Consider the following 25,646-nt stretch of genomic DNA (forward strand, 5'->3'; position numbering starts at 1 on the left):
GTGGCCGAGTCCGGAAGGTCGGCCCGGCAGGCGCGTGCGGCCGGCCGCGGCACGAGGCTCACAGCAATCGGCCCTGCGCCTCCGGACGGACCGGTGCGGGGAACGGGGCGGCCGGGGCCGAGAGCAGGCCGGGATCGTCGTTGCGGTGATCGTTCACCCGCGGGTCGGCGGGGGCCAGGGTGAGCCATTCGTCCGGGCAGGGCCGGCAGAGGCCGGCGGCCGCCCCGGCCTCCACCGCGCGCAGGTCGAGCCAGCCCGCCACGGCCTCGGGTCCGAGGATCGCCGGCATGCGCTCGTGCAGGGCTGCGAGCATCCCGTTCGCCGCGCAGGTGACGATGGCCGCGGTGTCGATCTCCGAGCCGTCCGGGCCGCTCTAGGTCTCCCACAGGCCGGCGAGCGCCATCGGGCCGCCGTCCGCGCGCCGGATCAGGAACGGCGCCTGCCCGCGCCCGGCCCCGCGGCGCCACTCGTAGAAGCCGTCGGCCAGGACGATGCAGCGGCGATAGCGCAGGGCGTTGCGGAAGCTCGGCTTCTCGGCGGCGGTCTCGATCCGGGCGTTGACGATCAGGGGGAAGTCCGCCGGGTCCTTCACCCAGGCCGGCAGGAAGCCCCAGCGCATCAGCACGAAGCGCCGCCGCCCGTGCTCGGCGGTCACCACCGCCACCGGCTGGGTTGGCGCCACGTTGTGGCGGGCCGGAAAGTTCGGCCGCTCGGCATAGCCGTAGGTCGCCCGGAACACCTCGGGCGAGGAGAGGATGACGAACCGGCCGCACATCGCGCCTGTCCCGCTCGGTCTCGGACCAGCCCCGTCCCTCGCAGGAATCCCGCCGCCCTCCAAGCGCTACAGCCAGCGCTTCCACCGGAAGAACGCGTAGGGCAGGATCGCCGCCACCACCATCATGACGATCGCCATCGGGTAGCCCAGCACCCATTTCAGCTCGGGCATCGCCTCGAAGTTCATGCCGTAGATCGAGGCGATCAGGGTCGGCGGCATGAACACCACCGCCATGACCGAGAACAGCTTGATGATGTTGTTCTGCTCGAGGTTCACCAGCCCGAGGGTGGCGTCGAGCAGGAACTGGATCTTGGCCGACAGGAAGGTCGCGTGCTCCTCCAGGGACTGGAGGTCGCGCAGCGTCGAGCGGACCTCCTCGCGCACCTCCCGCGGGGCCTTGCTGGCGCGGTAGCTCGCCGAGAGCGAGAGCAGGATGCGCTCCATCGAGACGAGGCTCTCGCGCTGCTTGGACAGGAGCTCGTTGTGGCGCCCCAGGCCCCGCAGGGTCTCCTGCAGCTCGGCATTGCGGGCGCCCGGGTCGTGGGGCTCGTCGAAGATGCGTCGGGAGAGCGCGTCGATGCGCTCGCCCTGGAGCTGGAGCACGTCGGCGGCCCGGTCGATCACGGTCTCGATCAGCGCGGCCAGGATCGCCTCGCCGCCGAGCATCACCCCGGCCGGCCGCGCGGCGCGCTGCACGAACATCCGGAACGCCTGCGGGTCCTCGTAGCGCACCGTGGCGAGGCGGTTGTCGCGCAGGATGAAGGTGACGCCGGTGAGCATCGCCTCGTCGGTGTCGACCCGGCAGAGCAGGCGCCCGGTCATGTAGCGGGCGCCGTTCTCGACGTAGAGGAGTTCGGAGGGCTCGATGTCCTGCATCTCCTCCCGGGTGGGAATGGAGATGCCCATGAACGCCTCGACGCGGTGGTCCTCCTGCCGCGAGGGTTCGACGAGGTCGATCCACAGCGAATCGGGGGGAATCGGCTCGTTCGGATCGAGGAGGCGGCGTTCGAGGAGCGGCTGCCCCGTGCTGGCGCAGGCGTTCGGCTGGTGGACGAAGATCAAGGGCGGACTCAGTCGAGGGCGTGGGGCGGGGGCACGCTCGTATCCGGCACGAAGAAGTCCGGCGCAAGCGGCGTGCCCTGTGTGACCCGGTAGCGCGAAAACTCCGTGACGCCCTCCTCGGCCAGGAACGTGTCGTCGATGAGGAAGCGCCCGGTGAAGTCCCGCGCCGGCTTGGCGAAGACGTGCCAGGCGGCATCCGCCAGGATCTCCGGCGTGCGGCTCGCCTGGACGAGCGCCTCGCCGCCGAGGAGGTTGCGCACCGCCGCCGTCGCGATGGTGGTGCGCGGCCACAGCGCATTCACGGCGATGCCCTTCGGCCGCAGCTCGCCCGCCAGGCCGAGCACGCACAGCGACATGCCGAACTTCGCCATCGTGTAGGCGAGGTGGGGCGCGAACCACTTCTCCTGCATGTCGAGGGGCGGCGACAGCATCAGGATGTGGGGGTTCGCCGCCTTCTCCAGGTGCGGGATCGCGTATTTCGACACCATGTAGGTGCCGCGCGTGTTGATCTGATGCATCAGATCGAACCGCTTCATCTCGGTGGCCGGCGTCGGCGTGAGGGCGATCGCGCTCGCATTGTTGACCACGATGTCGAGGCCGCCGAAACGGGCCGCCGCGGCCTCGACCGCCTCCTTCACCTGCGCCTCCTCGCGCAAGTCGACCACGAGGGGCAGCGCCCGCCCGCCCGCCTTCTCGATCGCCTCGGCGGCCGAGTGGATCGTGCCTTCGAGCTTCGGATGCGGCTGCGTCGTCTTGGCGGCGATGGCCACGTTCGCACCGTCCCGCGCCGCCCGCAGCCCGATGGCGAGGCCGATGCCGCGCGATGCGCCGGTGATGAACAGGGTCTTGCCGTTGAGCGACATCGGGATCTCCGGGGTTGGATGACGGGCGGTTTCCCTACCGGCCGGGTCGCGCCGGCTGCGTGCCGTCGGCGTCGGTGAAGCCGTAGCGCCGGGCGAGGTCGGCGACGTGGAGGGTGAGGCCGGCCTGCGCGGCGGTCATCGGATCGGCGGCCAGCGCCGCGACGGCGCGGCCGGCATAGAGCGGGCTCTCGGTGGCGGAGGCGCCGAGGCCCGCGTCGCGGACGCGCTCGGTGCGCACGGCGCCCGGCGCGAGGGCGAGGGCGGTGACGCCGCGGGGGCCGAGTTCGGCCGCGGTCGCCAGCGCGAGGCGGTTGGTCGCCGCCATCGCGAGGTCGTAGACCAGGTCGCCGGCATAGGCCTCGGTGTCCGCCGAGACGAACACCATCAGGCCGCGCTTGGCCGAGATCATGGCGGGCGCGACCGCGCGGGCGAGCAGCAGCGCCGCGAAGGGGCCGGATTGCAGGGCGTGCCCGAGCGGATGGGCGGCGCGGCGCCAGAACGGCGCCCCCCAGGCGGCGCCGTCCGGGTAGCGGGTGCCGTCGTAGCCCTCGTTGCCGCCCCAGACGCTCGACACCATCAGGTCGATGCGCCCGAAGCGCCGCAGCGCCCAGTGCACCAGCCCGTCCACCGCCTGCTCGCGGATGTGGTCGCAGAGGTAATGGTGGCCCCGCCCCCCCGCGAGGTCGACCTCGCGGGCGGCATCCTCCAGCACCTCGCTGCGCCCGTCCGTGCGCGGGCCGCTCTCGCTGGAGCGCCCGGTGACGATCACGGTGGCGCCCGCCTCCCCGAGCGCCTGCGCGATGCCGCGCCCGACGCCCCGCGACGCGCCGGCGACGAGGCAGACGCGGTCCGCGAGGTCCGGGACGCCGGCGGGCCTCACGCGCGCGCCCTGCCCTTGTCCAGGAAGGCCCGGAAGGCGGCCTGCGCCTCCGGCGTGCGCAGGGCCGCGTCGAAGGCCTGCGCCTCGGCGTCCATCGCGGCCGCGACCGCCGCGTGGTCGCCCCGGATCAGCGCCCGCGTGGCGGCGAGCGCGGCCCGGGGCTTGGCCGCGAGCTTGGCCCCTTGCGCGAGCGCGTGCTCCACCAGCGCGTCGGCGGGCACGACCGCGTTGGCGAGGCCGAGCCGCACCGCCTCGTCGCCGCCGAAGGGCTCGGCGAGCATCAGGAGTTCGGTCGCCTTGGCGGTGCCGATGCGGCGCGGCAGCAGGTAGCTGGACCCCGCCTCCGGCACGAGGCCGAGATCCACGAAGGGCATCCGGAACAGCGCGCGCGGCGTCGCGTAGACGAGGTCGCAGTGGAGCGTCAGCGTCGTGCCGATGCCGACCGCGATCCCGTCCACCGCCGCCACCATCGGGGTGCGGGTGGCGGCGAGCTGCCGGATGAAGCGCAGGGACGGCGCCTCCCCGACGGACTGGCTGGCGCGGGCGACGAAATCTGCGATGTCGTTTCCCGCCGTGAAGGCGCCCTCGACGCCCGCGAACACCACCGCGCCGATCTCCGACCCCTCGCGGTCGGCCGCCACCAGCGCCTCGCGCATGGCGTCGTACATCGCGCCGGTCAGGGCGTTCTTCTTCTCCGGCCGGGTCATCCGCACGAGGCAGACGCCCCCCGGCTCCCGGGTGATCGTGACGTGCTCGGTCATGGGGTCTCGGTTCCTGGCCAGGGCCATGCGTCGGAGGGGCGGCGGGGCGCCCCGCTCCGGTCCGGACGGGGCGCCCCGCAGGTGTGCTGAGCGCCGTCAGCTCGCCAGCGCCAGCGCGGCGTCGTGCAGCGAGCCGGCGCCGGCCGTGACGGTCTCCTCCAGGCCGCGCGCGGCGGTGGCGAGGGACTCTGCGAAGAAGCGCGCCAGCGCGATCCGGGCCGGGTGGGCCGGGTCGGTGCTGCCGGCGGCGGCCTCGGCCTGGGCGGCCAGCGCCGCCTGCGCCAGGCAGGCGCCCCCCTGCGCGAGGCCGAACAGGCGCAGGTAGGGCGTGGCGCCGGCCAGCGCCTCCTCGGGCCGGTTCGAGGCGAGCGCCCGCAGGAGGAAGCTCGTCGCCCGGTCGAGGCTCTCGATCGCCTCGCGCAGGCGCGGCGCCGTGTGCCCGAAGGCGGGGCCGCCCTCGCGCAGCACGCGCTCGGCGACGGCACGCATCGCCGCGATCTGGGCGCGCACCACCGCGCCGCCCTGGAGCGGCAGCTTGCGGGTGACGAGGTCGATGGCCTGGATGCCGTTGGTGCCCTCGTAGATCGGCGCGATCCGGGCGTCGCGCAGGTGCTGGGCGGCGCCCGTCTCTTCCACGAAGCCCATGCCGCCATGGACCTGGATCCCGAGCGAGGCCACCTCGACGCCGATGTCGGTGGAGAAGGCCTTGGCCACCGGGGTGAGCAGCGAGGCGCGGTCCTGCGCCGCCCGGCGCTCCGTCTCGTCGGCGGCGCGGTGCGCCCGGTCGAGGGCCTCGGCGGTGAGGTAGCAGATCCCGCGCGAGGCCGCCGTGTAGGCCTTCATGGTCAGCAGCATGCGCTGCACGTCCGGGTGCTCGATGATCGGGCTCATGCCCTCCGCGGCGGTGCCGGCCTTGCCCTGGCGCCGGTCGCGCGCATAGGCGAGCGCCTGCTGGGTCGCCCGCTCGGCGATGGCGACGCCCTGCAGGCCGACGCCGAGGCGGGCGTTGTTCATCATCGTGAACATGCAGGCGAGGCCGCGGTTGGGCTCGCCGACGAGCCAGCCGACCGCCCCCTCCCCCTCGCCGTACACCATCGTGCAGGTGGGGGAGCCGTGGATGCCGAGCTTGTGCTCGATCCCGGCGCAGCGCAGGTCGTTGCGCCGCCCGTCCGGCAGCACCTTCGGCACGAGGAAGAGCGAGATGCCCCGCGTGCCGGCCGGGGCGTCGGGCAGGCGCGCCAGCACGAGGTGGATGATGTTGTCCGTGAGGTCGTGCTCGCCCCAGGTGATGTAGATCTTCTCGCCGCGGATCCGGTAGGAGCCGTCGCCCGCGGGCTCCGCCCGGCTGCGCAGGGCCGAGAGGTCCGAGCCCGCCTGCGGCTCGGTCAGGTTCATGGTCGCGGTCCACTCGCCCGTGACCAGCTTCTCCAGGTAGCGCGCGCGCAGGTCCTCCGAGCCGTGCTGCGAGAGCGCCTCGACGCCCCCGGCGGTCAGCAGCGGACCGAGCCCGAAGGACATCGAGGCGGCGTTCCACATCTCGATGCAGGCGGCATTGAGCAGGAGCGGCAGGCCCTGCCCGCCATAGGCCTCCGGTCCCGGCAGGGCGTTCCAGCCGGCCTCGCTCCAGGCGCGGTAGGCCTCGCGGAAGCCCGGCGGCATCGTCACCACCCCGTCCCGGAGCGGCGTGCCGTGCCGGTCGCCGACGCGGTTGAGCGGCGCCAGCACGTCGCTGGCGAAGCGCCCCGCCTCCTCCAGGATGGTCTCGGCGAGATCGGCCGTCAGGTCGCCGTGCAGCCCCTCGGCCACGGCGCGGTCGAGCCCGGCCACTTGCCGGATGGTGAAGGCCATCTCGGCCACGGGCGCGCGATAGGTCATGGCGTGCTGTCCTCCCGGATGCGGCAATGCGGCGGGCCCGATTTGACGCGAGAGGGCCCGCGACGCTAGGGCCGCATCCATGTCTGGAGATAGTTTAGACGTGAACGATCTCGGGTCAACGGGCGGGACGACCCGGCGGCTCGGCCCCGACGCGGACGGGCTCGCCGAGGCGGCGGGGCTGCTGCGCGCCGGGCGCCTCGTCGCCTTCCCGACCGAGACCGTCTACGGGCTCGGGGCCGACGCCACCGACCCGGCGGCGGTGGCGGCCCTCTACGCCGCCAAGGCGCGTCCGCGCTTCAACCCGCTCATCGCCCACCTGCCGGATCTCGACGCCGCCCGCCGCGAGGGCGCCTTCGACGCCGAGGCCCTGCGGCTCGCCGAGGCGTTCTGGCCGGGGCCGCTGACGCTGGTGGTGCCGTGCGCCGCGGGCGGCCGCGTCACCGACCTCGCCCGGGCGGGCCTGCCGAGCGTGGCGCTGCGGGTGCCGGCCGCGCCCCTCGCCCGCGACCTCCTAATGCGCGTGGGCCGGCCCGTGGCCGCGCCCTCCGCCAACCGCTCGGGGCGGGTGAGCCCGACCGCGGCCGCGCACGTGCTGGGCGACCTCGACGGCCGCATCGCGGCCGTCCTCGACGGCGGCACCTGCCCGGTCGGGGTCGAATCGACCATCGTCGCCTGCCTCGACGGGGCGCCGCGCCTGCTGCGGCCGGGCGGCGTGCCGCGGGAGGCGATCGAGGCCCTGCTCGGCCGGGCGCTCCTCGCGCTGCCGGGCGGCGGCCCCGCGCCGCTGTCGCCGGGCCTCTTGGCCTCGCACTACGCGCCGCGCGCGGGCGTGCGGCTCGACGCCGGGGAGATCCGTCCGGGCGAGGCGGCGCTGCTGTTCGGGCCAGTCGCCCCGCCGGGCCTCGCGCGGGCGCGGGCGCAGCTCAACCTCAGCCCGGCGGGCGACCTCGCGGAGGCCGCCGCCAACCTGTTCGCCCATCTGCGCCGGCTCGACGCCTCGGGGGCGGCGACGATCGCGGTCGCGCCGATCCCGCGGAGCGGCCTCGGCGAGGCCATCGCCGACCGGCTGCAGCGCGCCGCCGCGCCGCGCTGACGCGCGAATCTTTTTTCGCATCGGCTCCGGAACCGATGCGTGGGACGCGGCGTTATCGAGCCATTGAAGGCCACTTCAAGCCCCCATCGGCCTTCCCCCTTGCAGAGGCCCGGAGTGATCCGGGCCTTTTTCTTGTCCGCGTCACGGCTCGCGCCGTCGTGATGCACGCCTGCCGGACGGCCGTCCGGTGCGTCAGCCGGCGAGCTTGGCGGCGATTCCGGCCACGTGACGGCCCTGGTAGCGGGCGCCGTCGAGTTCCACGGCCGAGGGCTGGCGGCTGCCGTCCCCGTCCGCGATGGTCGAGGCGCCGTAGGGCGAGTTGCCCATCACCTGCGTCACCCCGAGCTGGCCCTGGAAGCTGTAGGGCAGCCCGACCACCACCATGCCCTGATGCAGGAGCACGGTGTGGACGCTCAGGATGGTGGATTCCTGGCCGCCATGCTGCGAGGCGGTGGAGGTGAAGACCGAGCCGACCTTGCCGACGAGCGCGCCCTTCATCCACAGGCCGCCAGTCTGGTCGATGAAGTTCTTCATCTGCGCGGCCATGTTGCCGAAGCGGGTCGGCGTGCCGATGATGATGGCGTCGTAGGAGGGCAGCTCGTCCACGCTGGCGATCGGCGCCGCTTGGTCGAGCTTGTAGTGGCTGTTGCGCGCCACCGCCTCGGGCACCAGTTCCGGCACCCGCTTGACCACCGCCTCGGCGCCCGCCTCGCGCACGCCCTCGGCCACCGCGTAGGCCATCTGCTCGATGTGGCCGTAGGTGGAGTAGTAGAGCACCAGAACCTTCGCCATCGGACGTCCCCGTCATCTGCCCGCTCCGCCGACCATCGGCGCGCGCCGTCGTGGCCGCACCATCGGCCATCGCGTGCCGGAGCGGAATGCGCTAGTCTGCAAGCCCGAGCTTGCAAGGACGCACAGGCTGCCGTGGCGCCTCCCCTCGCCTGGGACGATTTCCGGCTGATCAAGGCCATCGCCGACCATCGCGGCCTGACGAGCGCCGCCGAGCGGCTCGGCATCAACCACTCCACGGCCTTCCGGCGCCTCGGCCAGATCGAGGCCGCGCTCGGCACGAGCCTGTTCGAGCGCCACCGCACCGGCTACGCGCCGACGCCCGCCGGCGAGGAGATGGCCCAGGTCGCCGCGCGGATGGAGGACGACGTCGCGGCCTTCTCGCGCAAGCTCGACGGGCAGGTCCTGGCCGTCTCGGGCGAGTTGCGCATCACCACGGCGGATTCGCTGTTCAACGAACTCCTGGCGCCGATCCTGGGGCGGTTCTGCGCGCGCCACCCGGAGGTGCGGGTCGACGTCGTCCTGTCGAACCAGCCGCTCAACCTCTCGAAGCGCGACGCCGACGTGGCGTTGCGCGCCACCGACGATCCGCCCGACACCCTGGTGGGGCGGCGCCTCGCCACCATCGCCTGGGCCCTGTACGGGCGGGCCGAGGACGGCGCCGAGGCGCCTTTGGCAGCCCGGCGCTGGGTGTCGCTCGCGGAGGGGACGGGCGCCGCGAAGGTCGCCCGCTACGTCGCCGCCCGCGCCGGCCCGGCCCGCATCGCGGTGCGGCTCGACACGGTGGCGGGCTTGGCGGAGGCGGTCGAGGCGGGGATCGGCATCGCCCCCCTCGCCTGCCTCACCGGCGACCGCCGGCCCGGCCTGATGCGGCTCTCGGCGCCCGAGCCCGACCTCGCCGCCGGCCTCTGGCTCCTCACCCACGCGGACCTGCGCCATTCGGCCCGGGTGCGGGCCTTCCTCGACTTCGCGGCGGGCGAGATCGCCCGCGAGCGACACCTGATCGAGGGCCGGGAGCCTCTCAGCGCACCTCGATGATCTCGACCTCGTGGTCGGCCACCGTCACCACGTCGCCGGCCTGCTTGCCGGTGAGCGCCCGCGCGAGCGGAGCCACGTAGGCGATGCTGCCCTTGGCGGGGTCGGATTCGTCCTCGCCGACGATGCGGAAGGTCTGGCGCTGGCCGCCCTCGCGCTCGATCGTGACGGTCGAGCCGAAATGCACCGTGTCGCCGGGCGTCGGCTCGACCACCTGGGCGGAGTTGCGCCGGGCGGTCCAGTAGCGCAGGTCGCGATTGACCCGCGAGAGGTTCGCCTTGTCGTCGGGCGCCAGCCCGGCATGCTCGGCATGCAGCCGGTCCAGCTCCGCCTCGATCAGGGCGAGCCCCTGGGGCGTGACGAAGTTCGGGTGCGGAGAGAGCGGACGGTCGGGGAGATCCTCGAAGGCTTCCCCGCCCTCCGGTTCACGGACGAAGGCGATGCTCATGAAGCAGGCAATGCGCGAATCACCGTCAAGGTTCCATCGCGGGCGATCTGTCGTCCGCGCAGGCAGCCTGCTCAGCTGATCGCCACGACCACGCGCCCGCGGGTCCGGCCGGCCAGGATCTCCGGACCCTGGTCGATCACCGCGTCGAGGCCGATCGTGGTCGTCATGGCGGCGAGCGCCGCGTGGTCGAGGTCGCGCGCGAGCCGGCTCCAGGCCTCCCGCCGCAGGGCCTGCGGCGCCATCACGCTGTCGATCCCGTAGAGCGCGATGCCACGCAGGATGAACGGCGCCACCGAGGTCGGCAGGTCCATGCCGCCCGCAAGCCCGCAGGCCGCCACCGCGCCGCCGTAGCGGGTCATCGACAGCACGTTGGCGAGCGTGGTGGCGCCCACCGCATCGATGCCGGCCGCCCAGCGTTCCTTGGCGAGCGGCTTGGCCGGCTTGGCCAGCTCCTCGCGGCCGATGATCTCCGCCGCGCCGAGCCCGCGCAGATACTCGGCCTCCGCGGCGCGCCCCGTCGAGGCGATCACGTGCCAGCCGGCCTTGGCGAGGAGCGCGATCGCCACCGAGCCGACGCCGCCCGCCGCTCCCGTCACCACCGCAGGGCCGGAGGCGGGGCTGAGCCCGTGGCGCTCCAGCGCCAGCACCGAGAGCATGGCGGTGTAGCCGGCGGTGCCGATCGCCATCGCCTGCTGCGGCGTGAGGCTGGCCGGCAGCGGCACCAGCCAGTCGCCCTTCACCCGGGCCTTCTCCGCATAGGCGCCGAGATGCGTCTCGCCGGTGCCCCAGCCGTTGAGCACCACTGCGTCGCCCGGCTTCCAGTCGGGATGGCTCGACTGCTCCACCACGCCCGCGAAGTCGATGCCGGGAATCATGGGGAAGCGGCGCACCACCGGCGCCTGGCCGGTGAGCGCGAGCCCGTCCTTGTAGTTCAGGGTCGAGTGCGTCACCCGCACGGTGACGTCGCCCTCCATCAGGTCGGCCTCGTCGAAGGTCGTGAGCGCGGCGCGCTGCCCGCCCTCGGCCTTCTCGATCACCACCGCCTTGAACGTCGCCATCCGGGTCTCCCATGTGTCCCGCCCGCTCTTGTGGGGCGGGCGGGCCGGCCCGGCAAGGCGTGGGAGAGCCTCGGAGTGCGGCCCCGGAGCGCCGCCCCGGGGCCGGCGCGCCTCAGTAGCCGTCGTAGGGGCTGCCGCCCCCGAGGGCGAAGCCCGCCGCCGCGCCGGCGGTGGCCACGCCCAGGCCGACGCCCGCCCCCGCAAGGCCGAGCCCGGCACCGACCACGCCGCCCGCCGGGCCGTAGGTGCCCGGATAGCCCGGGCCGCCATAGGGCGCGGGGCCGCCGTAGCCGCCTCCGCCGTAGCCGGTCCCGCCGGCCGGCACCCAGGCCGAGCGGGCCGGCTCGACGAGGACGCGGCGCTGGAAGGAGGCGTAGGCCGGCGGGATCACCTGCGGCACCACCTCGGCCGGGCGCACCAGCACGCGGCGATGGCGCACGGCGTAGCGGGGCGGCGTCGTCACCCAGCAGCCCACGAGCTGTCCGTAGGCGTCGTAGGAGGTCTGCCAGACGCGGCCGCCCGGCGACACCAGCACCTTCTCGGCGACGGTGTCATAGACCGGCGGGACGACATGCGTCACGGTGCGGGGCGGGCGCACCATCACCTGCTCGGAGACGGTGCCGTAGACCGGCGGGGTGGAGACGCGCCGGTAGCATTCGGCGGTGGTGCAGCCGTAGCCGCCGGCCGCGGCCGGCAGGGCGACGAGCACGGCGCCCGCCGCGGCGGCGAGCGACAGGGGAAGACGGGTGACCGCAGCGGTCATCGAGGGGCCTCACGCAGAACGGGACGACGGCGCGCCGGATCGCCCGCCGCGCTTGCCCGTCATGGAAGCCGCGTGCCCGCCCCTGCGGCAAGTCGAAACCCGCCAGAGGGTAAAGTCACCCTCGTAAAATACTACGTATTTCGGTGCATCCTGCAGGGTTCCGCTCATTGCCGCCTGCCGGTCGCGCCCGCCGCTGCCGTCCGCCGAAGGTTGCGATCAAATACAGGGTAGGCCGTCAATCTTAATGCGCGATCCGCATGAGGATGACGGTGCGGATCGGTTGACGGGCGGGACGCGTCAGGTCTGTCCCGGCTTGAGCTGATAGAAGATGTGGCGGCCGATCACGTCCATCTTCTTCAGCCGGCGCGACCAGCGGGGCTTGACGTAGTCGGCGTGGTAGTGGGTGGCCCCGCCGACATCGGCGAGGTAGGTGCGGCCTTCCACCACCGCCCGGGCGACCCGCGTGGCGGTGGCCCACGAGCCCTCGTCGGTGACGCGCAGGGACCGGCCCTCGCAGGCGAAGGAGAACTGGCAGCCGAGGTAGCGGTGGCGGTTCTGGTAGACGACGCCGCAGATGTTCGACGGGTAGAGGCCGCTCTTGGCGCGGTTGAGCACCACCTGGGCCACCGCCGCCTGTCCCTGCTCGGGCTCGCCGCGCGCCTCGAAATAGACCGCCTCCGCGAGGCAGCGCTGCTCCTTCTCGGCGCTGTCCGGGGTGATCAGGTCGGCGTAGCGCCGCCGCGCCTCGTCGGGGGGGGCGAGGGGCTTGGCCGCCAGCGTCTCGCCCCGGCCCGCGCGGTCGAGGCGCGGCGACGCCTGCCCGCCCGCCAGCACCTCGACGGGGGTGGCATCGGCGGGGGCCGGCGTGGCGGAGGACAGGGCGACCGCCCGCGGCACCGCGGGCGTGGCGCCGTCCTGGCCGCTCTCCTGGCGGGTCTCGCGTGTGCGTCCCCCGTCCGCGCCGCCCCGGGTCGCGTCGGAGGCGGCGCTCGCGGGCGAACTCTCGGCCGCCCGGTCCCCGCCCTCGCCGTCCGGGAAGGGCACGAAGCCGCTCGCCGCGTCGAGGTCGGGATTCCAGGTGGCCGGGCCGGGCGTGAGGGAGGCGGCGATGCCGCTCGCGCTCCCGCCGATCCAGCTGCGGGCGGGCAGCGGCCGCTCCGTGCCCGGGTGCAGACCGGCGAGCGCGTCGGTCTTGGCGGCCCGCTGCGGCACCGGCGGAGCCTCGGCCTGCGCCTTCGCGTCATCGCGCAGCGGTGCGGCGTCGAGGATGCCGAGGGCCCGATGCACCGGCCCGATCAGGCCGCCGGGCGGCAGCGGCGGCACCGCGCGGGCGGTGAGGCCCGGGATCGCGCTCGCCCCGGGGGCGGATTCGAAACCCGCCGAGGCCGTGAAGGAGACGAGGAGCCCGGCGCCGAGCACCCAGGGTGCGGTCGCCGCCCAGATCCAGCGCAGGCCCCGGGCCCGGCGCGCCCGCCGCCTGTCCGTCGCACTCGCCGCCCGTCTCGCCGCCCGTCTGGCCACGCGCCCGTCCCGCACCCGTTGATCCTGGCCGGGCCGGCGCCGGTGGTGTCCGGGCGCCGCGCGGCGTCCGGATCACTGTCGGGGAGCATGGTTGAGAGGGGGTTAACTCCCAACGGTCGGTGAAGACGACCCTTGGTTCAGTTCTCGAATTTTCGATGCCGGATCAACGATCCGACGAAACATCGAGAACTGAACCGGCGGTCGCCGACGGCGACCGCCGGTATCAGGCCTGGCTCTGGGGCTTGGCCTGGAGCGCCGCCTGGGCCGCCGCGAGCCGCGCGATCGGCACGCGGTAGGGCGAGCAGGACACGTAGTCGAGGCCGACCTCCTGGCAGAAGGCGATCGAATCGGGGTCGCCGCCGTGCTCGCCGCAGATGCCGAGCTTGATCCCCGGCCGCACCGCCCGGCCGCGCTCCACCCCGAGCTTCACCAGTTCGCCCACGCCCTCCTGGTCGATCGACACGAAGGGATCGGCGCTGAGGATGCCGTTCTTGGCGTAGGGGCCGAGGAAGGTGCCGGCATCGTCGCGGCTGATGCCGAGCGTGGTCTGCGTCAGGTCGTTGGTGCCGAAGGAGAAGAACTCCGCGGTCTCGGCGATGTCGCCCGCCCGCAGGGCCGCCCGCGGCAGCTCGATCATCGTGCCGACCTGGTACTCCACCTGGGTGCCGGTCTCCTGCGAGACGGCCTTCGCCATGGCGTCGATGCGCGCCTTCACGAGGTCGAACTCGGCCTTGGTGAAGACGAGCGGCACCATCACCTCCGGGATGACCGGCTCGCCCGTCCGCTTGCCGGCCTCGACCGCGGCCTCGAAGATCGCGCGGGCCTGCATCTCGGCGATCTCGGGGAAGAGGATCGCCAGCCGGCAGCCGCGGAAGCCGAGCATCGGGTTGGTCTCGTGCAGCTCCGTCATGCGGCGGCGCAGCTTGTCCGCCGACAGGCCGGTCTCGGCCGCGAAGGCCCCAACCTCCTCCTCCTTGGGCAGGAACTCGTGCAGCGGCGGATCGAGGAGCCGGATCGTCACCGGCAGCCCCGACATGATGGTGAACAGCTCGACGAAATCCGCCCGCTGGTAGGGCAGGAGCTTGGCGAGCGCAGCGCGCCGGCCCTCCGCATCGTCGGACAGGATCATCTCCCGCACGGCGGTGATGCGGCCCTCGTCGAAGAACATGTGCTCGGTGCGCGACAGGCCGATGCCCTCGGCCCCGAAGGTGCGGGCCGCGCGCGCATCCGCCGGCGTCTCGGCGTTGGCGCGCACCTTCATGGTGCGGACCGCGTCGGCCCAGCCCATCAGGGTCGCGAAGTCGCCCGACAGTTCGGGCTCCAGCATCGGCATCTCGCCGCGGATCACCTGCCCGTTCGACCCGTCGATGGTGACGACGTCGCCGGCCTTCAGCGTCACGCCGCCGACCGAGAGGGTGCGGGCCGCGTAGTCGACCCGGATCGCGCCTGCGCCCGAGACGCAGGGCTTGCCCATGCCGCGCGCCACCACGGCGGCGTGCGAGGTCATGCCGCCGCGGGTGGTGAGGATGCCCTCGGCCGCGTGCATGCCGTGGATGTCCTCCGGGCTCGTCTCGACGCGCACCAGGATGACCTTGCGCTCGGCCTTCTTGGCGGCCTCGGCCTCCTCGGAGTTGAACACGATCTCGCCGCAGGCCGCGCCCGGGGAGGCCGGCAGGCCGGTGGCGATCACCTGGCGCTCGGCCTTGGGATCGATGGTCGGGTGCAGGAGCTGGTCGAGGGAGGCGGGCTCCACGCGGCCCACCGCCTCCTCGTGCGTGATCAGGCCCTCGCCCGCCAGCTCCACGGCGATGCGCAGGGCCGCCTTGGCGGTGCGCTTGCCGTTGCGGGTCTGCAGCATCCAGAGCTTCCCGGTCTCGACCGTGAACTCCATGTCCTGCATGTCGCGGTAGTGGTTCTCCAGCAGGCCGTAGATCCGCACCAGCTCGGCATAGGCCTCCGGCATCGCCTTCTCCATCGAGGGCTTGTCGGAGCCCGATTCGATGCGGGCGGCCTCGGTGATGTCCTGCGGGGTGCGGATGCCCGCCACCACGTCCTCGCCCTGGGCGTTGATCAGGAACTCGCCGTAGAGCGCCTTCTCGCCGGTCGAGGGATTGCGCGTGAAGGCGACGCCCGTGGCCGACGTGTCGCCCATGTTGCCGAACACCATCGCCTGCACGTTGACGGCCGTGCCCCAGCTCGCCGGGATGTTGTGCAGCTCGCGGTACTTGTTCGCCCGCGGGTTCATCCACGAGCCGAACACCGCCCCGATCGCGCCCCAGAGCTGGGCCTGCGGGTCCTGCGGGAACTCCTCCCCGAGCTCGCGCTTCACCAGCGCCTTGTACTCGCCGATCAGGTGCTTCCAGTCCTGCGCCGACAGGTCGGTGTCGAGGGTATGGCCCTTGGTCTCCTTGTAGCGCTCCAGCACCTCCTCGAACGCGTGGTGCTCCACGCCGAGCACCACGCTCGAATACATGGTGATGAAGCGGCGGTAGCTGTCGTAGGCGAAGCGCGGGTCGCCGGCGCTGCCCGCCAGCGCCTCGACCGTGACGTCGTTGAGGCCGAGGTTGAGCACCGTGTCCATCATGCCGGGCATCGAGGCCCGGGCGCCGGAGCGCACCGAGACGAGGAGCGGCATCTCGGCATCGCCGAAGCGGCGCCCGGTGAGCGCCCCCACGGCCGCCAGCGCCGTGTCGACCTGCTCCTGCAGCTCCGGCGGGTACTCGCGGCCGTGATCGTAGAAGTAGGTGCAGACCTCGGTGGTGATGGTGAAGCCGGGCGGCACGGGCAGGCCGAGATTCGACATCTCGGCGAGGTTCGCCCCCTTGCCGCCGAGGAGGTTGCGCATCGCGGATTGCCCCTCGGCCTTGCCGTCACCGAAGGTGTAGACCCACTTCGTCATGGTGTTCGTCCGTTCGTCCGGGTTGCAGGCGTGAGCTTCGCCGGGGTTGGACCATCCCTCGGCACAACGCAAGCTGAACCGATCGGCTCCGCACCTGCGCCCACCGGCCGCTCACCTGCGTGCCGCAGGTCTCGTGGGCGGCCCCCCCGGCCGGCCGGTCCTCCCCGCGCCGGGGCCGTTGCGGCGCCGGCCGTCAGGTCGGATAAGGCCGGGGCGGGAGAGGCCGTGACGACGGGAGATCCAGTGCGACACATGGTCGAGAGGGCGATGGGTCCGGCCCTGACGCTTGTGGTGGCGCTCGCGGGCACGCCTGCCGGGTCGGCACCGGACGTCCTGGGCGGATGGGCGGGCACCTACGAATACGCCGCCGATAGCGGGCGCACCGCCGGGAGCAGCGCGGTCGTGGTCGTGCATACCCTGCGGCTGTCGCCGGCCGCCGGGCGGTCCTGCCGGCTCACCAGCGCGGGGTTCCAGACCGACACCACGATCCTGTGCGACGTGACGGGCTCCGCGCAGGAGATCACCGTGGCCTTCCGCCGCTACGGCGACGGGCGGGCCGTGAACGCCTACGGGGTCGCCGTGTACCGGCCCGGCCAGCCTCTCCTGCGCCTCAGGCGCCTGGACCGGCGGCTCGAGACCGAGATGCTCGGCCTCGATGCCGACGGCCCGCGGACCGGCGCGCTGTTCGCCAAGACTTCCTGATGGCCAAGACCTCATGAGGCGCTGGGATGCGCGCGGAGGCGCTCCTCAGGCCCGGCCTGGGCTCAGGAGAAGTCGGCCATCTCGTAGAGCGGGCGGATCTCGATCTCGCTCCTGCTCGGCATGGGATTGGGGCAGCGCCTGACCCACGCTACCGCCTCCGCCATGTCCTTCACCTCCCAGATCCAGTACCCGGCGACGAGTTCCTGCGTGGCCGAGAAGGGGCCGTCGAGGACGGTGCGGCTCGGGCCGTCGAACACGATCCGCTTGCCGTCCCGGGACGGGCGCAGGCCGTCGCCGGCCCGCAGGATCCCCGCCTCGGTCAGGTCCGCGTTGTAGCGGCCCATGGCCTCCAGGAGGTCGTGGGTCGGCATGAGGCCGGCCTCGCTCTCGGGGGTCGCCTTGACCAGAACCATCACACGCATCGCCTGCTCCCCTCCGGCGGGGCCGCCGCGGCCCCGCTCCCGTGGTGAAGACGAACGAGGCCGCCCCGGGCCGACATCGGGCGGGCCGGATCATTCCGCGCGGCCGGCCCGGGCGCCTCAGACTCGATACCGGCCGTGCCGCTTGACTAGCACGGTCGTGCCCACCGGCACGCGCGCGTAGAGGTCCACCACGTCCTCGTTCAGCATGCGCACGCAGCCCGACGACATCTGCTCGCCGATGCTCCAGGGCTCGTTGGTGCCGTGGATGCGGAACAGGATGTCGCGCCCGCCCTGGTAGAGGTAGAGGGCTCGGGCGCCGAGCGGATTGTCGACCCCGCCCCTGCGCGAGCGCGGCAGGTCGGGATTGAGGCTGACCATGCGGGAGGTCGGCCCCCAATCGGGCCAGACGCCCTTGCGGCCGACCGAGGCCACGCCCTTCCACGAGAAGCCGAGCTTGCCGACCCCGACGCCGTAGCGGATCGCCTGGCCGCCGTCCTGCACGAGGTAGAGGTGCCGCTCGTCGATGTCGACCACGATGGTGCCGGGCTTTTCCGGCCCCGTGTAGGCGACGGTCTGGCGCCGGTACTTGGGGTCCATCCGGCTGCGGTCGACGAGGGGCACGTCGAAGGGCTGGTCCGGCATCGTGCCGATGTACCACGCGGCATCCTCGTCCACGGCCGCGACCCGCGCGGGCGCATGCGCGTTGCAGGCGGCGAGCGGCAGGCCCGCCAGGAGGACGAGGAGGATCCGGCGCGACGGCATCAGGACACCCCGATTCGGTGAGGAGCGGTCATGGCGAGTCCTGCCTAGCCGTTCGCGCGCCGCCGGGATGTGTCATTCGGGCCGCAGGCGCGGCCGATCCGTCACGCCGGCTCAGGCCGCCGCGCTTCCCGTCGCGCTACCCGCCGCACTTGCCGCCGCACTTCCCGCGCAGGTGGCGAGGAGGCGGCGCAGCTCCGCGGCAGGCACCGGACGTCCGAACAGGAAGCCCTGCACCTCGTCGCAGGGGCCGGCGCGCAGGTGCAGGAACTGCTCCTGCGTCTCCACGCCCTCGGCCACGGTGGTGATGCCGAGGCTCGCCCCCAGCTCGATCACGGCCCGCACGATCGCGGTCGAATGGCCGTCGAGGCCGAGGGCGCGCGTGAAGGAGCGGTCGATCTTGATCTTGTCGAACGGGAAGGCGCGCAGGTAGCTGAGCGACGAGTAGCCGGTGCCGAAATCATCGATGGCGATGCGCACCCCAAGATCACGCAGCGCGTGCAGCATCGCGATGTTGGCGGCGTTCTCCGACAGGAGCACGGTCTCGGTGATCTCCAGTTCGAGCCGGTGCGCCGGCAGGCCGGTCGCCGCGAGCGCCGCCGCCACGCCGAGCGCCAGGCCCGGGTTGCGGAACTGCACCGGCGAGAGATTCACGGCGATCCGCAGGGGCTCCGGCCAGCCCGCGGCCTCCCGGCAGGCGGTGCGCAGCACCCACTCGCCGATCTGGCCGATCAGGCCCGCCTCCTCGGCGACCGGCACGAACTCGGCCGGGGAAACGAAGCCCCGCTCCGGGTGGTGCCAGCGCAGCAGCGCCTCGCAGCCCGTCACGGCGAGGCTGCGGACCGAGAGGATCGGCTGGTAGTGCACGTCGAGCGCCCCTGCCGCCACCGCGGCGCGCAGATCCGCCTCCAGCGCGCGGCGCGCCTGCAGGGCCGCATCCATCGTCGGCTCGAACAGCCGGACCGTGCGCCGGCCCTCCGCCTTGGCCGCGTAGAGCGCCATGTCGCCCTTGCGCAGGAGCAGGTCGGGATCCGTTCCGTGCTCGGGCGCGAGGGCGACGCCGATGCTCACCCCCACCGTGACCTCCTGGCCGGCCAGGCCGAAGGGCCGGGAGAGGGCCGCGACCACCGCCTCGGCGCAGGCCACCACGGCCTCCGGCCGCTCGGCCCCGACCACGATCGCGAACTCGTCGCCGCCGAGCCGCGCCACCGTCCCGGCCTGCGCGGCGCAGATCCGCAGGCGGGAGGAGACCTGCCGCAGCAGGTCGTCGCCGGCCGGATGACCGAGAGAGTCGTTCACGACCTTGAAATGGTCGAGGTCGAGGCAGAGCAGGCCGACGCAGCCCGCACGCCCCGGCAGCCCGGCCATCGCCTCGGTCAGGCGCGCACGGAACAGCACGCGGTTGGGCAGGTCCGTGAGCGCGTCGTGGTGCGCCATGTGGACGATGCGGGCCTCGGCCCGCCGCATCTCGGTGACGTCGACCACGGCCGTCAGCGTCGCGGGCCGTCCCTCGAAGGGGATCGCCCGCGAGTAGGTCGTCACCTCGATCGCGCCGCCGTCCCGGCGGCGGTGCGCCACCACGCCCCCGGGCGCCGGGTCCGCGCCGGACGCGCCGAGATCGGCGACCGACATCGCCAGGAAGTCGCGCCGCGCGTAGCCGTAATGATCCACGGCCGCATCGTTGACCGCCAGGAAGAGACCGTCCTCGCCGCACACCCACATCGGCAGCGGGTTGGTCTCGAACAGGAGGCGGGCGGAGGCCTCCCGGGCCTTCATGTCGCCGATGTCGGTGAGCGTGAGGCCGAGCAGATCGCCGAGCGAGGCGACCTCCACCCTGAGGTGAAGCAGCGTTCCGTCGTCCCGGCGGTACGCCGTCTCGTAGACGAGCCGGCCCTGCCGGCCGAGGGCGTCGGTCAGGCGCGCGAGCGTCGTGGCGGCGGGCAGGTCCGGCAGCACCGCGGTGAGGCGCTGCCACAGCACCTCCTCGACGCGCCGCCCGAACATCGTCGCGGTGGCCTCGTTGAGCGCGACGATCTGGAAGTCGATCGCCCGCCCGCCCTCGTCGCGCAGGGCGCTGAGCGCCAGCATGCCCTGGCCGGTGGCCCGGAAGACGGCCCGCAGGAGGTTGGTCCGGGTCGTCTCGCCGGCGAGGCAGAGGAGGACGAAGCGTCCGCCCCCGCGCTCGCGCAGCGGCAGCCCGATGAGGTCGGTGGTGAGCACGACGCCGCCGCTCACCCGGTTGCAGCGCGTCCGCACGGGCTCCTCGCCCGTCCCCGCATCGGCGACGATCTGGGACAGGGAATGGCCGAGTCCCTCGCGCAGGCCCGCGACCGCCACGTTGCGCGCGGGGCCGCCGAGCCAGGCCTCGAACTCGTCCCCGCCCCAGAGGATCGTGGCGGCGCCCTCCGGCACGACGGCCACCAGGGCGACGCGGCCGGCCGCGCGCCCGAGATTGCCCAGGACCACGTCCTCGTAGGCCGGGACGCCACGCGACGTGAGCCGTGCGGAATGCCAGCGCCGCAGCAGGGCTTCCGCCCGAACCGGGTCAGCCGTGTCGTTCATCGGTCTCTCGTGCGGGGTGATCGATCCCCGTTACGTGCGGTGCCGTTAAGAGACCTTGAAATTTCGACGGCTATACTTTTCGATCGCCTCGATTTCTTATGGAGATGCCGTCAGAGCGCCACCTCGATCAGGAACGGCCCGCGCCGCGCGAGCGCCTGCCGGAAGGTGTCGATGAACTGGGCGAGCGTCTCCACCCGGCGGCCCTCGACGCCGTAGCCCCGCGCGAGGCTCGGCCAGTCGATCGGCGGGTCGTCGAGGGTGAGCATGTCGATGGCCTTGCGGCCCGGATTGGCGCCCACATTGGCGAGTTCCGCCCGCAGGATGGCATAGGAGCGGTTCGACCAGATCAGCGTCACGACGTCGAGCCGCTCGCGCGCCTGCGTCCAGAGGGCCTGCGCGGTGTAGAGCGCGCTGCCGTCGGCCTGGAGCGTGATCACCTTGCGGTCCGGGCAGGCCACCGCCGCGCCGGTCGCCATCGGGATGCCGAGCCCGATCGACCCGCCGCTGAGCTGCAGCCACGTGTGCGGGGCCGCCGCGTGCGTCGCGGGAAAGAAGTTGCGGCCGGTGGTGATCGATTCGTCGCAGACGATCGCGCCCTCGGGAATCAGCGCGCCGAGCACGCGGGCGATCGCGTCCTGGTCGAGGCGGTCCCCGCCCGGCAGGTCCGGCCGGGGGCTTGCGGGCAGCGGGGCCTCCGCGGGGGCACCCACCGCCTCGGCCAGCCGCTCCAGCGCATCGATCTGGTCCTGCTCCGGGGTCGCGAGGGCAAAGACGTCGCAGGTGGCCGGCGCGAGCGCGCTCGGCTTGCCCGGATAGGCGAAGAAGGCGACGGGCAGCGTCGCGCCGATCAGGATGATGTGCCGGAAGGGCTCCAGCACCGCCCGGGCGGGATCCACCGGATAGGGCAGCCGCTCGATCGGCACCGTGCCGGCGCCGCGGTCGATGCGGGCGTTCGAGGTCATGGCGAGAAGCTGCGCGCCCGTCTTGCGGGCGATGCGCGCGGCGATGCGCCGCCCCTCCCCGCGCACCGCCCGGTCGCCGAGATGCAGCAGCACCGGCTCGCCGCTGCGCAGGGCCGCGGCCGCGTGCAAGATCGCTTCCTCCTGCACGCGCGCCCGCGCCGGCACCGGCGGCAGCGGAGCGATGCCGCTCCCCTCCTCCCAGGCGGTGTCGGCCGGCAGGATCAGGGTGGCGACGCCGCCGGGCGGCGCGAGGGCCGCCGCCACGGCCGCCGCCCCGTCCGCCGCCACCTCCCGCGCGCTCATGCCGGTGCGCACCCACGCCGACACTGGCCGCGCCAGCCCGTCGATGTCGGAGGTGAGCGGGGCGTCGAAGGCCCGGTGGTAGGTGGCGTGCTCGCCCACGATGTTGACGAGGGGCGAGCGGGCGCGGCGGGCATTGTGCAGGTTGGCGATGCCGTTGCCGAGGCCGGGGCCGAGATGGAGCAGGGTCGAGGCCGGCTTGTCGGCCATGCGGGCATAGCCGTCGGCGGCCCCCGTCGCGCCGCCCTCGAACAGGCACAGCACGGCGCGCATGCCCTCGACGCGGTCGAGCGCCGCGACGAAGTGCATCTCCGACGTGCCCGGATTGGTGAAGCAGACCTCGACGCCTCCCGCCACCAGAGTGCGGACCAAGCTCTCGGCACCGTTCATCGCCATGCGCCTCTCCTTCTGCGGGCAACCGACGCCAACTCGCCCGCGCTCGTCCCGGTTGCCGTTCGCGGGTCCGGCGTCAAGGTCCCCGCGGCGCGGCGGGATCGCGAGCGCGATCGCCCCGTCCTTCGGGGAGCCCATGATGCCAAGATCGATGCGCCTGGATGAGGGCACCCCGCTTGCCCGCGCGGGAGGATTCAGTCGATGAGCGCCACGGCGATCCGGCTGCCCTCGACGAGGGAGAATCGGATGCCGGCCTGCCGCAGGGCCGTCAGCGCCAGGGGGCGGCTGCGCCGTCCGGCCTCCGGATCCTCCTCCAGGCGCCGGACGGTCGAGAGCGAGAGACCGCTCGCCCGCGCGAGATCCTCCAGGGTCCAGCCCAGGAGGGCGCGGGCGGCGCGCAGGTGGCGCGGCGCGATGCCCTGCTCCAGGCCCTCGCGCAGCCGGCCCGCGGGCCGGGGCGGCGTGGCGTCCTGAGGATAGGTTGCCGAGGCCCACCCCTCGATCGACCCGTCGCTCCGGCGCACGACGGCGCTCACCAGTACGAAGCGCCGGGTCGTCCCATCCGCGAGGCGCAGGCTGGCGGTGACCGAGAAGGGTTTGCCCGAGGCATGCAAGGCCCACAGCCGATCGCCCAAGGCTGGACGCTCCTGCGGTGCCAAAGAGCAGGTCCAGTCGTCGTTCAGCTCCTCGTTGGTGCGGCCGGTCAGGGCGCGGAACTCCGGCGCCCATTCGACGACCGGGACGCGATCGGTCCAGCCGGCATAGAGCTGCGCCTGCTCGAACAGCGCCTTCCGCCGCCGCCGCCTGGCGCTGCGCGCCTTGGCGAGCGCCTCCTCGTTGCTGACGTCGATCAGCGCGCCCGCAGCCCGCAGGGGGCGGCCCGCCGGATCGACGAACACCTCCGCCCGGCTCCGCACGGTGCGCAACGTGCCGTCCGGGCGGATCAGCCGCACCCGCCGGTCGAGGAGAAGCCCGTCGAGCAGGAACTGCCGAAACTCCGCCGACGGCAGGCGGTCCTCCGGGTGCAGCAGGCTCAGGAGCAGCGCGATGTCCGGCCTGACCGCCTGGTCGTCGAGGCCGAGCAGGTGGTAGAGGCCCCGGGACCAGTGTTGTTCATCCGTCACGAAATCCCACTGCCAGAGGCCGACCATATCGAAGCCGTCGATGAGGCGCAGGTACTCCGATACATTGGCGTGCGGCGAACGTAGCAGGGTCATGAATCCAAGCAATGCAAGTATGGATCCAACGTCAGGTGCCACCCTTACGCTGGGGCGAGAAGCCGGCGGCCGGGTGGCCGCGTCGAGTGGTCGCGAGGGGATGCGGGCCCGGTCCCGACCGAACCGGCCGGGGCGCGGGAAACACGGCGGCCGCCCGAGGCTTGGCCGCCCTCCTGCATCCACGAAGGCCGCCCGCTGCGCGCGGCTGAACCTTGGGCGTCGCGGCACGTTCGCGAGAAGCCCGTCCGCCAGAAATCCGTCCGCCCCACGCAATGGTCGCCAGGAGACCCCGATGAAGCTGTTCCAGTGCCAGTCCTGCGGCAACATCCTGTACTTCGAGAACCGCACCTGCCAGCGCTGCGGCCACCGGCTCGCCTACCTGCCCGAGACCGGCACGCTCTCGGCGCTGGAGCCGGCCGGCGGCGAGGAATGGCGGCCGCTCGCGGCTCCCGACCGGCCGAGCCGCTTCTGCGCCAACGCCGTGCCGGATGCCTGCAACTGGCTGGTGCCGCCGGGCTCGGGCGACGCCTTCTGCCTCGCCTGCCGCCACAACGGTACGATCCCCGACATCACGGACCCGGCCCATCTCGATGCGTGGCGCAAGATGGAGGTCGCCAAGCACCGCCTGATCTACTCCCTGCTGCGCTGGAACCTGCCGCTCAGGACGCGGGCCGAGGATCCCGAGCACGGCCTGATCTTCCACTTCCTGGCCGATCCGCCCGCCGACGGGCCGAAGGTGATGACCGGCCACGACAACGGCGTCATCACCATCGCGCTCGTGGAGGCGGACGATGCCGAGCGCGAGAAGCGCCGTGCCGCCATGGGCGAGCCCTACCGCACCCTGCTCGGGCATTTCCGGCACGAGGTCGGGCATCATTACTGGGACATCCTGGTGCGCGACCGCGGCAAGCTCGACGCCTGCCGGGCGGTGTTCGGCGACGATTCGCAGGATTACGAGCAGGCGCTCAAGCGCCACTACGCCGAAGGCACGCCGCCGAACTGGCAGGAGCAGTTCGTCTCGGCCTACGCCACCACCCACCCCTGGGAGGATTTCGCCGAGACCTGGGCGCATTACCTGCACATCGTCGACACCCTGGAGATGGCGTCCAGCTTCGGCCTGCAGGTGCAGCCGCTCCTCGACGCCTCGGGGACGCTCGCCGCCCGCATCGGCTTCGACCCCTACGCGGCGGAGGGCATCGACACGATCGTGAATGCATGGCTGCCGGTCGTCTTCGCCCTCAACAGCGTCAACCGGGCGATGGGGCTCAACGACCTCTATCCCTTCGTGCTGGCGCCGCCCGTCATCGCCAAGCTCGGCTTCATCCACGACCTCGTCCACGGGCGGGTCTGAGCCCGAAGCAGCCGGCCCGCGGACGCAGTTCCTTCTGAGCCATGGCGTCCGGCTGCGGACGCGTTCATGATGGGCGCCGAGCCCCGCGGGAGCGCGTCCGACGCCATCGGCGCCTTCCGGTCCGAGGGGCCGGGAGGACACCGACGCCCATGAAACTCGCCAGCCTCGCGCACGGCCGGGACGGCCGCCTCGTCGTCGTCTCGCGGGACCTCACCCGCGCCACCGATGCCTTCATCGTGGTGCCGACCCTGCGGCAGGCCCTCGACGACTGGCCCCGCTACGCCCCGGCCCTCGAAGCCCTGGCCGAGCAGCTCGAACACGGATCCGTGCCCTCGTTCCGCTTCCACGAGCATGCCTGCGCGGCGCCCCTGCCGCGCGCCTATGCCCGGCTGCACGCGGCGGCGTGGCCGAGCCACACGGCCCTGCTGCGGCAGGCGGAAGGGGCGGAGGCCCCGGCGAGCGACCCGGCCGACCGCCTGCGGCGGGCGGTCTCGGACGGGTTCCTCGGCCCGCGCGACCCGATCCCCGCCGATCCGGCCGCCTCCCTCGACCTCGCGGCGGGTCTCGCGGTGATCACCGGCGATGTGCCGGCGGGCGCCGGCCCCGGCGAGGCCGCAGAGGCCATCCGTCTGGTCACCCTGGTGGGCGAGGTGATCCGCCGCGACCGGCTGCGGCCGGACGGCCTCGACCTGGACGGCCCGCTGGCGGCGGGCGTGACCGCGAGCCTCGGCCCCGTGGCGGTGACGCCGGACGAACTCGGGCCGGCATGGCGGGGCGGCATGGCGCAGCGCCCGCTCTGCGTCACCCGCAACGGCGCCCTGCTCGGGCGCCCGGAGGCCGGGTCCGATCTCGGCGCCGGGTTCGATGCGCTGGTCGCCGCGGCGGCGGCCCGCCATGCGCTCGGGGCCGGCAGCCTCGTCAGCGCCGGGCCGGTCTCGAACCGCGGCATCGACGGCGGCCCCGGCCGGCCGGTGGCGGAGGGCGGCGCGGGCTTCGCCAGCCTGGCGGAGGCGCGCGCCGCCGAGGTTCTGGGCAGCGGCTGGGCGCGCCTGCCCTATCTCTCGCCCGGCGACCGCCTGCGCATCGAGATGAAGGACGCCGCCGGCCACTCCCTGTTCGGGGCGATCGAGCACGACGTGGTGGGCTGACGTTCGCG

General features: G+C 73.4%; 21 protein-coding genes and 1 pseudogene. 5 read left to right on the top strand and 17 right to left on the bottom strand.

The genetic code is table 11. The features are described from left to right. Positions 1–58: 58 nt before the first annotated feature. The 6 genes and pseudogenes from MFF61_RS09945 to MFF61_RS09970 all read right to left on the bottom strand — a co-directional run bounded on the left by MFF61_RS09945 (position 59) and on the right by MFF61_RS09970 (position 6,216). Positions 59–775, bottom strand: a pseudogene (locus MFF61_RS09945) (SOS response-associated peptidase). A gap of 66 nt (positions 776–841) precedes the next feature. Continuing rightward, the gene (corA, locus tag MFF61_RS09950) at positions 842–1,837 is read right to left on the bottom strand and encodes a magnesium/cobalt transporter CorA (protein WP_238234943.1); all 996 of its coding nucleotides are present in this window, start codon (positions 1,835–1,837) and stop codon (positions 842–844) included. Between the two features lie 8 nt (positions 1,838–1,845). Then, complete coding sequence (locus tag MFF61_RS09955) at positions 1,846–2,700, bottom strand: SDR family oxidoreductase (RefSeq protein ID WP_238234944.1); 855 nt, start codon at positions 2,698–2,700, stop codon at positions 1,846–1,848. Positions 2,701–2,734: 34 nt separating this feature from the next. Next, positions 2,735–3,580, bottom strand: coding sequence for an SDR family NAD(P)-dependent oxidoreductase (locus MFF61_RS09960; protein ID WP_238234945.1), 846 nt, complete (start codon positions 3,578–3,580; stop codon positions 2,735–2,737). Beyond that, entirely contained in the window at positions 3,577–4,341 is a 765-nt protein-coding gene (locus MFF61_RS09965) for an enoyl-CoA hydratase-related protein (RefSeq protein ID WP_238234946.1), read from the bottom strand. Before MFF61_RS09965 ends, MFF61_RS09960 begins: the two co-directional genes overlap by 4 nt. Positions 4,342–4,437: 96 nt before the next feature. Next, complete coding sequence (locus MFF61_RS09970; protein ID WP_238234947.1) at positions 4,438–6,216, bottom strand: acyl-CoA dehydrogenase family protein; 1,779 nt, start codon at positions 6,214–6,216, stop codon at positions 4,438–4,440. Positions 6,217–6,316: 100 nt separating this feature from the next. Between MFF61_RS09970 and MFF61_RS09975 the strand changes: the two genes are divergently transcribed. After that, a complete protein-coding gene (locus tag MFF61_RS09975) occupies positions 6,317–7,309 on the top strand; it encodes an L-threonylcarbamoyladenylate synthase (RefSeq protein WP_373324667.1) in 993 nt (330 codons plus the stop codon). Positions 7,310–7,501: 192 nt separating this feature from the next. Here MFF61_RS09975 and wrbA read toward each other — a convergent pair whose 3' ends face one another. Further along, positions 7,502–8,101: an NAD(P)H:quinone oxidoreductase gene (gene wrbA / locus MFF61_RS09980; protein WP_238234949.1), complete on the bottom strand. Its 600-nt coding sequence runs from the start codon at positions 8,099–8,101 to the stop codon at positions 7,502–7,504. Positions 8,102–8,233: 132 nt separating this feature from the next. Between wrbA and MFF61_RS09985 the strand changes: the two genes are divergently transcribed. Continuing rightward, the gene (locus MFF61_RS09985; RefSeq protein ID WP_238234950.1) at positions 8,234–9,136 is read left to right on the top strand and encodes a LysR family transcriptional regulator; all 903 of its coding nucleotides are present in this window, start codon (positions 8,234–8,236) and stop codon (positions 9,134–9,136) included. Here the strand turns inward: MFF61_RS09985 and greA are convergent. The 5 genes from greA to ppdK all read right to left on the bottom strand — a co-directional run bounded on the left by greA (position 9,120) and on the right by ppdK (position 15,822). Continuing rightward, the gene (gene greA / locus MFF61_RS09990; RefSeq protein WP_238234951.1) at positions 9,120–9,581 is read right to left on the bottom strand and encodes a transcription elongation factor GreA; all 462 of its coding nucleotides are present in this window, start codon (positions 9,579–9,581) and stop codon (positions 9,120–9,122) included. The genes MFF61_RS09985 and greA overlap by 17 nt on opposite strands. 71 nt (positions 9,582–9,652) lie before the next feature. Beyond that, positions 9,653–10,639 (bottom strand): acrylyl-CoA reductase (NADPH), encoded by a 987-nt coding sequence (acuI, locus tag MFF61_RS09995; protein ID WP_238234952.1) that lies wholly within the window; start codon positions 10,637–10,639, stop codon positions 9,653–9,655. A gap of 112 nt (positions 10,640–10,751) precedes the next feature. After that, positions 10,752–11,402 (bottom strand): hypothetical protein, encoded by a 651-nt coding sequence (locus tag MFF61_RS10000; protein ID WP_238234954.1) that lies wholly within the window; start codon positions 11,400–11,402, stop codon positions 10,752–10,754. Between the two features lie 297 nt (positions 11,403–11,699). Further along, positions 11,700–12,854 carry a cell wall hydrolase gene (locus MFF61_RS10005; protein WP_373324668.1) on the bottom strand — a complete coding sequence of 385 codons (1,155 nt, stop codon included), beginning with the start codon at positions 12,852–12,854 and terminating at the stop codon, positions 11,700–11,702. Between the two features lie 292 nt (positions 12,855–13,146). Further along, entirely contained in the window at positions 13,147–15,822 is a 2,676-nt protein-coding gene (ppdK, locus tag MFF61_RS10010; protein ID WP_238234955.1) for a pyruvate, phosphate dikinase, read from the bottom strand. Positions 15,823–16,074: 252 nt separating this feature from the next. Here ppdK and MFF61_RS10015 point away from each other — a divergent pair, with 252 nt between their 5' ends. After that, entirely contained in the window at positions 16,075–16,524 is a 450-nt protein-coding gene (locus MFF61_RS10015) for a DUF5991 domain-containing protein (RefSeq protein WP_238234957.1), read from the top strand. A 62-nt stretch (positions 16,525–16,586) separates the two neighbouring features. On the opposite strand, the gene MFF61_RS10020 is transcribed toward MFF61_RS10015, so the two are convergent. The 5 genes from MFF61_RS10020 to MFF61_RS10040 form a co-directional block, all read right to left on the bottom strand. Further along, positions 16,587–16,946, bottom strand: a complete 360-nt coding sequence (locus tag MFF61_RS10020; RefSeq protein WP_238234958.1) for a YciI family protein — start codon at positions 16,944–16,946, stop codon at positions 16,587–16,589. Positions 16,947–17,063: 117 nt separating this feature from the next. Next, positions 17,064–17,708, bottom strand: coding sequence for a L,D-transpeptidase (locus MFF61_RS10025; protein WP_238234959.1), 645 nt, complete (start codon positions 17,706–17,708; stop codon positions 17,064–17,066). Positions 17,709–17,819: 111 nt separating this feature from the next. Continuing rightward, positions 17,820–20,267, bottom strand: a complete 2,448-nt coding sequence (locus MFF61_RS10030) for a putative bifunctional diguanylate cyclase/phosphodiesterase (protein ID WP_238234960.1) — start codon at positions 20,265–20,267, stop codon at positions 17,820–17,822. 110 nt (positions 20,268–20,377) lie between these two features. Next, positions 20,378–21,925: an acetolactate synthase large subunit gene (locus MFF61_RS10035; RefSeq protein ID WP_238234961.1), complete on the bottom strand. Its 1,548-nt coding sequence runs from the start codon at positions 21,923–21,925 to the stop codon at positions 20,378–20,380. Between the two features lie 191 nt (positions 21,926–22,116). Further along, positions 22,117–23,139: a PAS domain-containing protein gene (locus MFF61_RS10040; protein WP_238234962.1), complete on the bottom strand. Its 1,023-nt coding sequence runs from the start codon at positions 23,137–23,139 to the stop codon at positions 22,117–22,119. A 292-nt stretch (positions 23,140–23,431) separates the two neighbouring features. On the opposite strand from MFF61_RS10040, the gene MFF61_RS10045 reads away from it, so the two are divergent. After that, complete coding sequence (locus MFF61_RS10045; RefSeq protein WP_238234963.1) at positions 23,432–24,490, top strand: zinc-binding metallopeptidase family protein; 1,059 nt, start codon at positions 23,432–23,434, stop codon at positions 24,488–24,490. 149 nt (positions 24,491–24,639) lie between these two features. Continuing rightward, the gene (locus MFF61_RS10050; RefSeq protein ID WP_238234964.1) at positions 24,640–25,638 is read left to right on the top strand and encodes a fumarylacetoacetate hydrolase family protein; all 999 of its coding nucleotides are present in this window, start codon (positions 24,640–24,642) and stop codon (positions 25,636–25,638) included. Positions 25,639–25,646 lie beyond the last annotated feature (8 nt).

It is taken from the genome of Methylobacterium isbiliense (assembly GCF_022179325.1).
Classification (GTDB): Bacteria; Pseudomonadota; Alphaproteobacteria; order Rhizobiales; family Beijerinckiaceae; genus Methylobacterium; species Methylobacterium isbiliense.

Coding starts and splice junctions, on each gene's coding strand:
- MFF61_RS09955 (WP_238234944.1), bottom strand. CDS start 2,700: ATGTCGCTCAACGGCAAGACCCTGTTCATCACCGGCGCATCGCGCGGC.
- MFF61_RS09965 (WP_238234946.1), bottom strand. CDS start 4,341: ATGACCGAGCACGTCACGATCACCCGGGAGCCGGGGGGCGTCTGCCTC.
- MFF61_RS09970 (WP_238234947.1), bottom strand. CDS start 6,216: ATGACCTATCGCGCGCCCGTGGCCGAGATGGCCTTCACCATCCGGCAA.
- wrbA (WP_238234949.1), bottom strand. CDS start 8,101: ATGGCGAAGGTTCTGGTGCTCTACTACTCCACCTACGGCCACATCGAG.
- greA (WP_238234951.1), bottom strand. CDS start 9,581: ATGAGCATCGCCTTCGTCCGTGAACCGGAGGGCGGGGAAGCCTTCGAG.
- acuI (WP_238234952.1), bottom strand. CDS start 10,639: ATGGCGACGTTCAAGGCGGTGGTGATCGAGAAGGCCGAGGGCGGGCAG.
- MFF61_RS10000 (WP_238234954.1), bottom strand. CDS start 11,402: ATGACCGCTGCGGTCACCCGTCTTCCCCTGTCGCTCGCCGCCGCGGCG.
- ppdK (WP_238234955.1), bottom strand. CDS start 15,822: ATGACGAAGTGGGTCTACACCTTCGGTGACGGCAAGGCCGAGGGGCAA.
- MFF61_RS10015 (WP_238234957.1), top strand. CDS start 16,075: ATGGTCGAGAGGGCGATGGGTCCGGCCCTGACGCTTGTGGTGGCGCTC.
- MFF61_RS10020 (WP_238234958.1), bottom strand. CDS start 16,946: ATGCGTGTGATGGTTCTGGTCAAGGCGACCCCCGAGAGCGAGGCCGGC.
- MFF61_RS10025 (WP_238234959.1), bottom strand. CDS start 17,708: ATGCCGTCGCGCCGGATCCTCCTCGTCCTCCTGGCGGGCCTGCCGCTC.
- MFF61_RS10030 (WP_238234960.1), bottom strand. CDS start 20,267: ATGAACGACACGGCTGACCCGGTTCGGGCGGAAGCCCTGCTGCGGCGC.
- MFF61_RS10035 (WP_238234961.1), bottom strand. CDS start 21,925: ATGGCGATGAACGGTGCCGAGAGCTTGGTCCGCACTCTGGTGGCGGGA.
- MFF61_RS10040 (WP_238234962.1), bottom strand. CDS start 23,139: ATGACCCTGCTACGTTCGCCGCACGCCAATGTATCGGAGTACCTGCGC.
- MFF61_RS10045 (WP_238234963.1), top strand. CDS start 23,432: ATGAAGCTGTTCCAGTGCCAGTCCTGCGGCAACATCCTGTACTTCGAG.
- MFF61_RS10050 (WP_238234964.1), top strand. CDS start 24,640: ATGAAACTCGCCAGCCTCGCGCACGGCCGGGACGGCCGCCTCGTCGTC.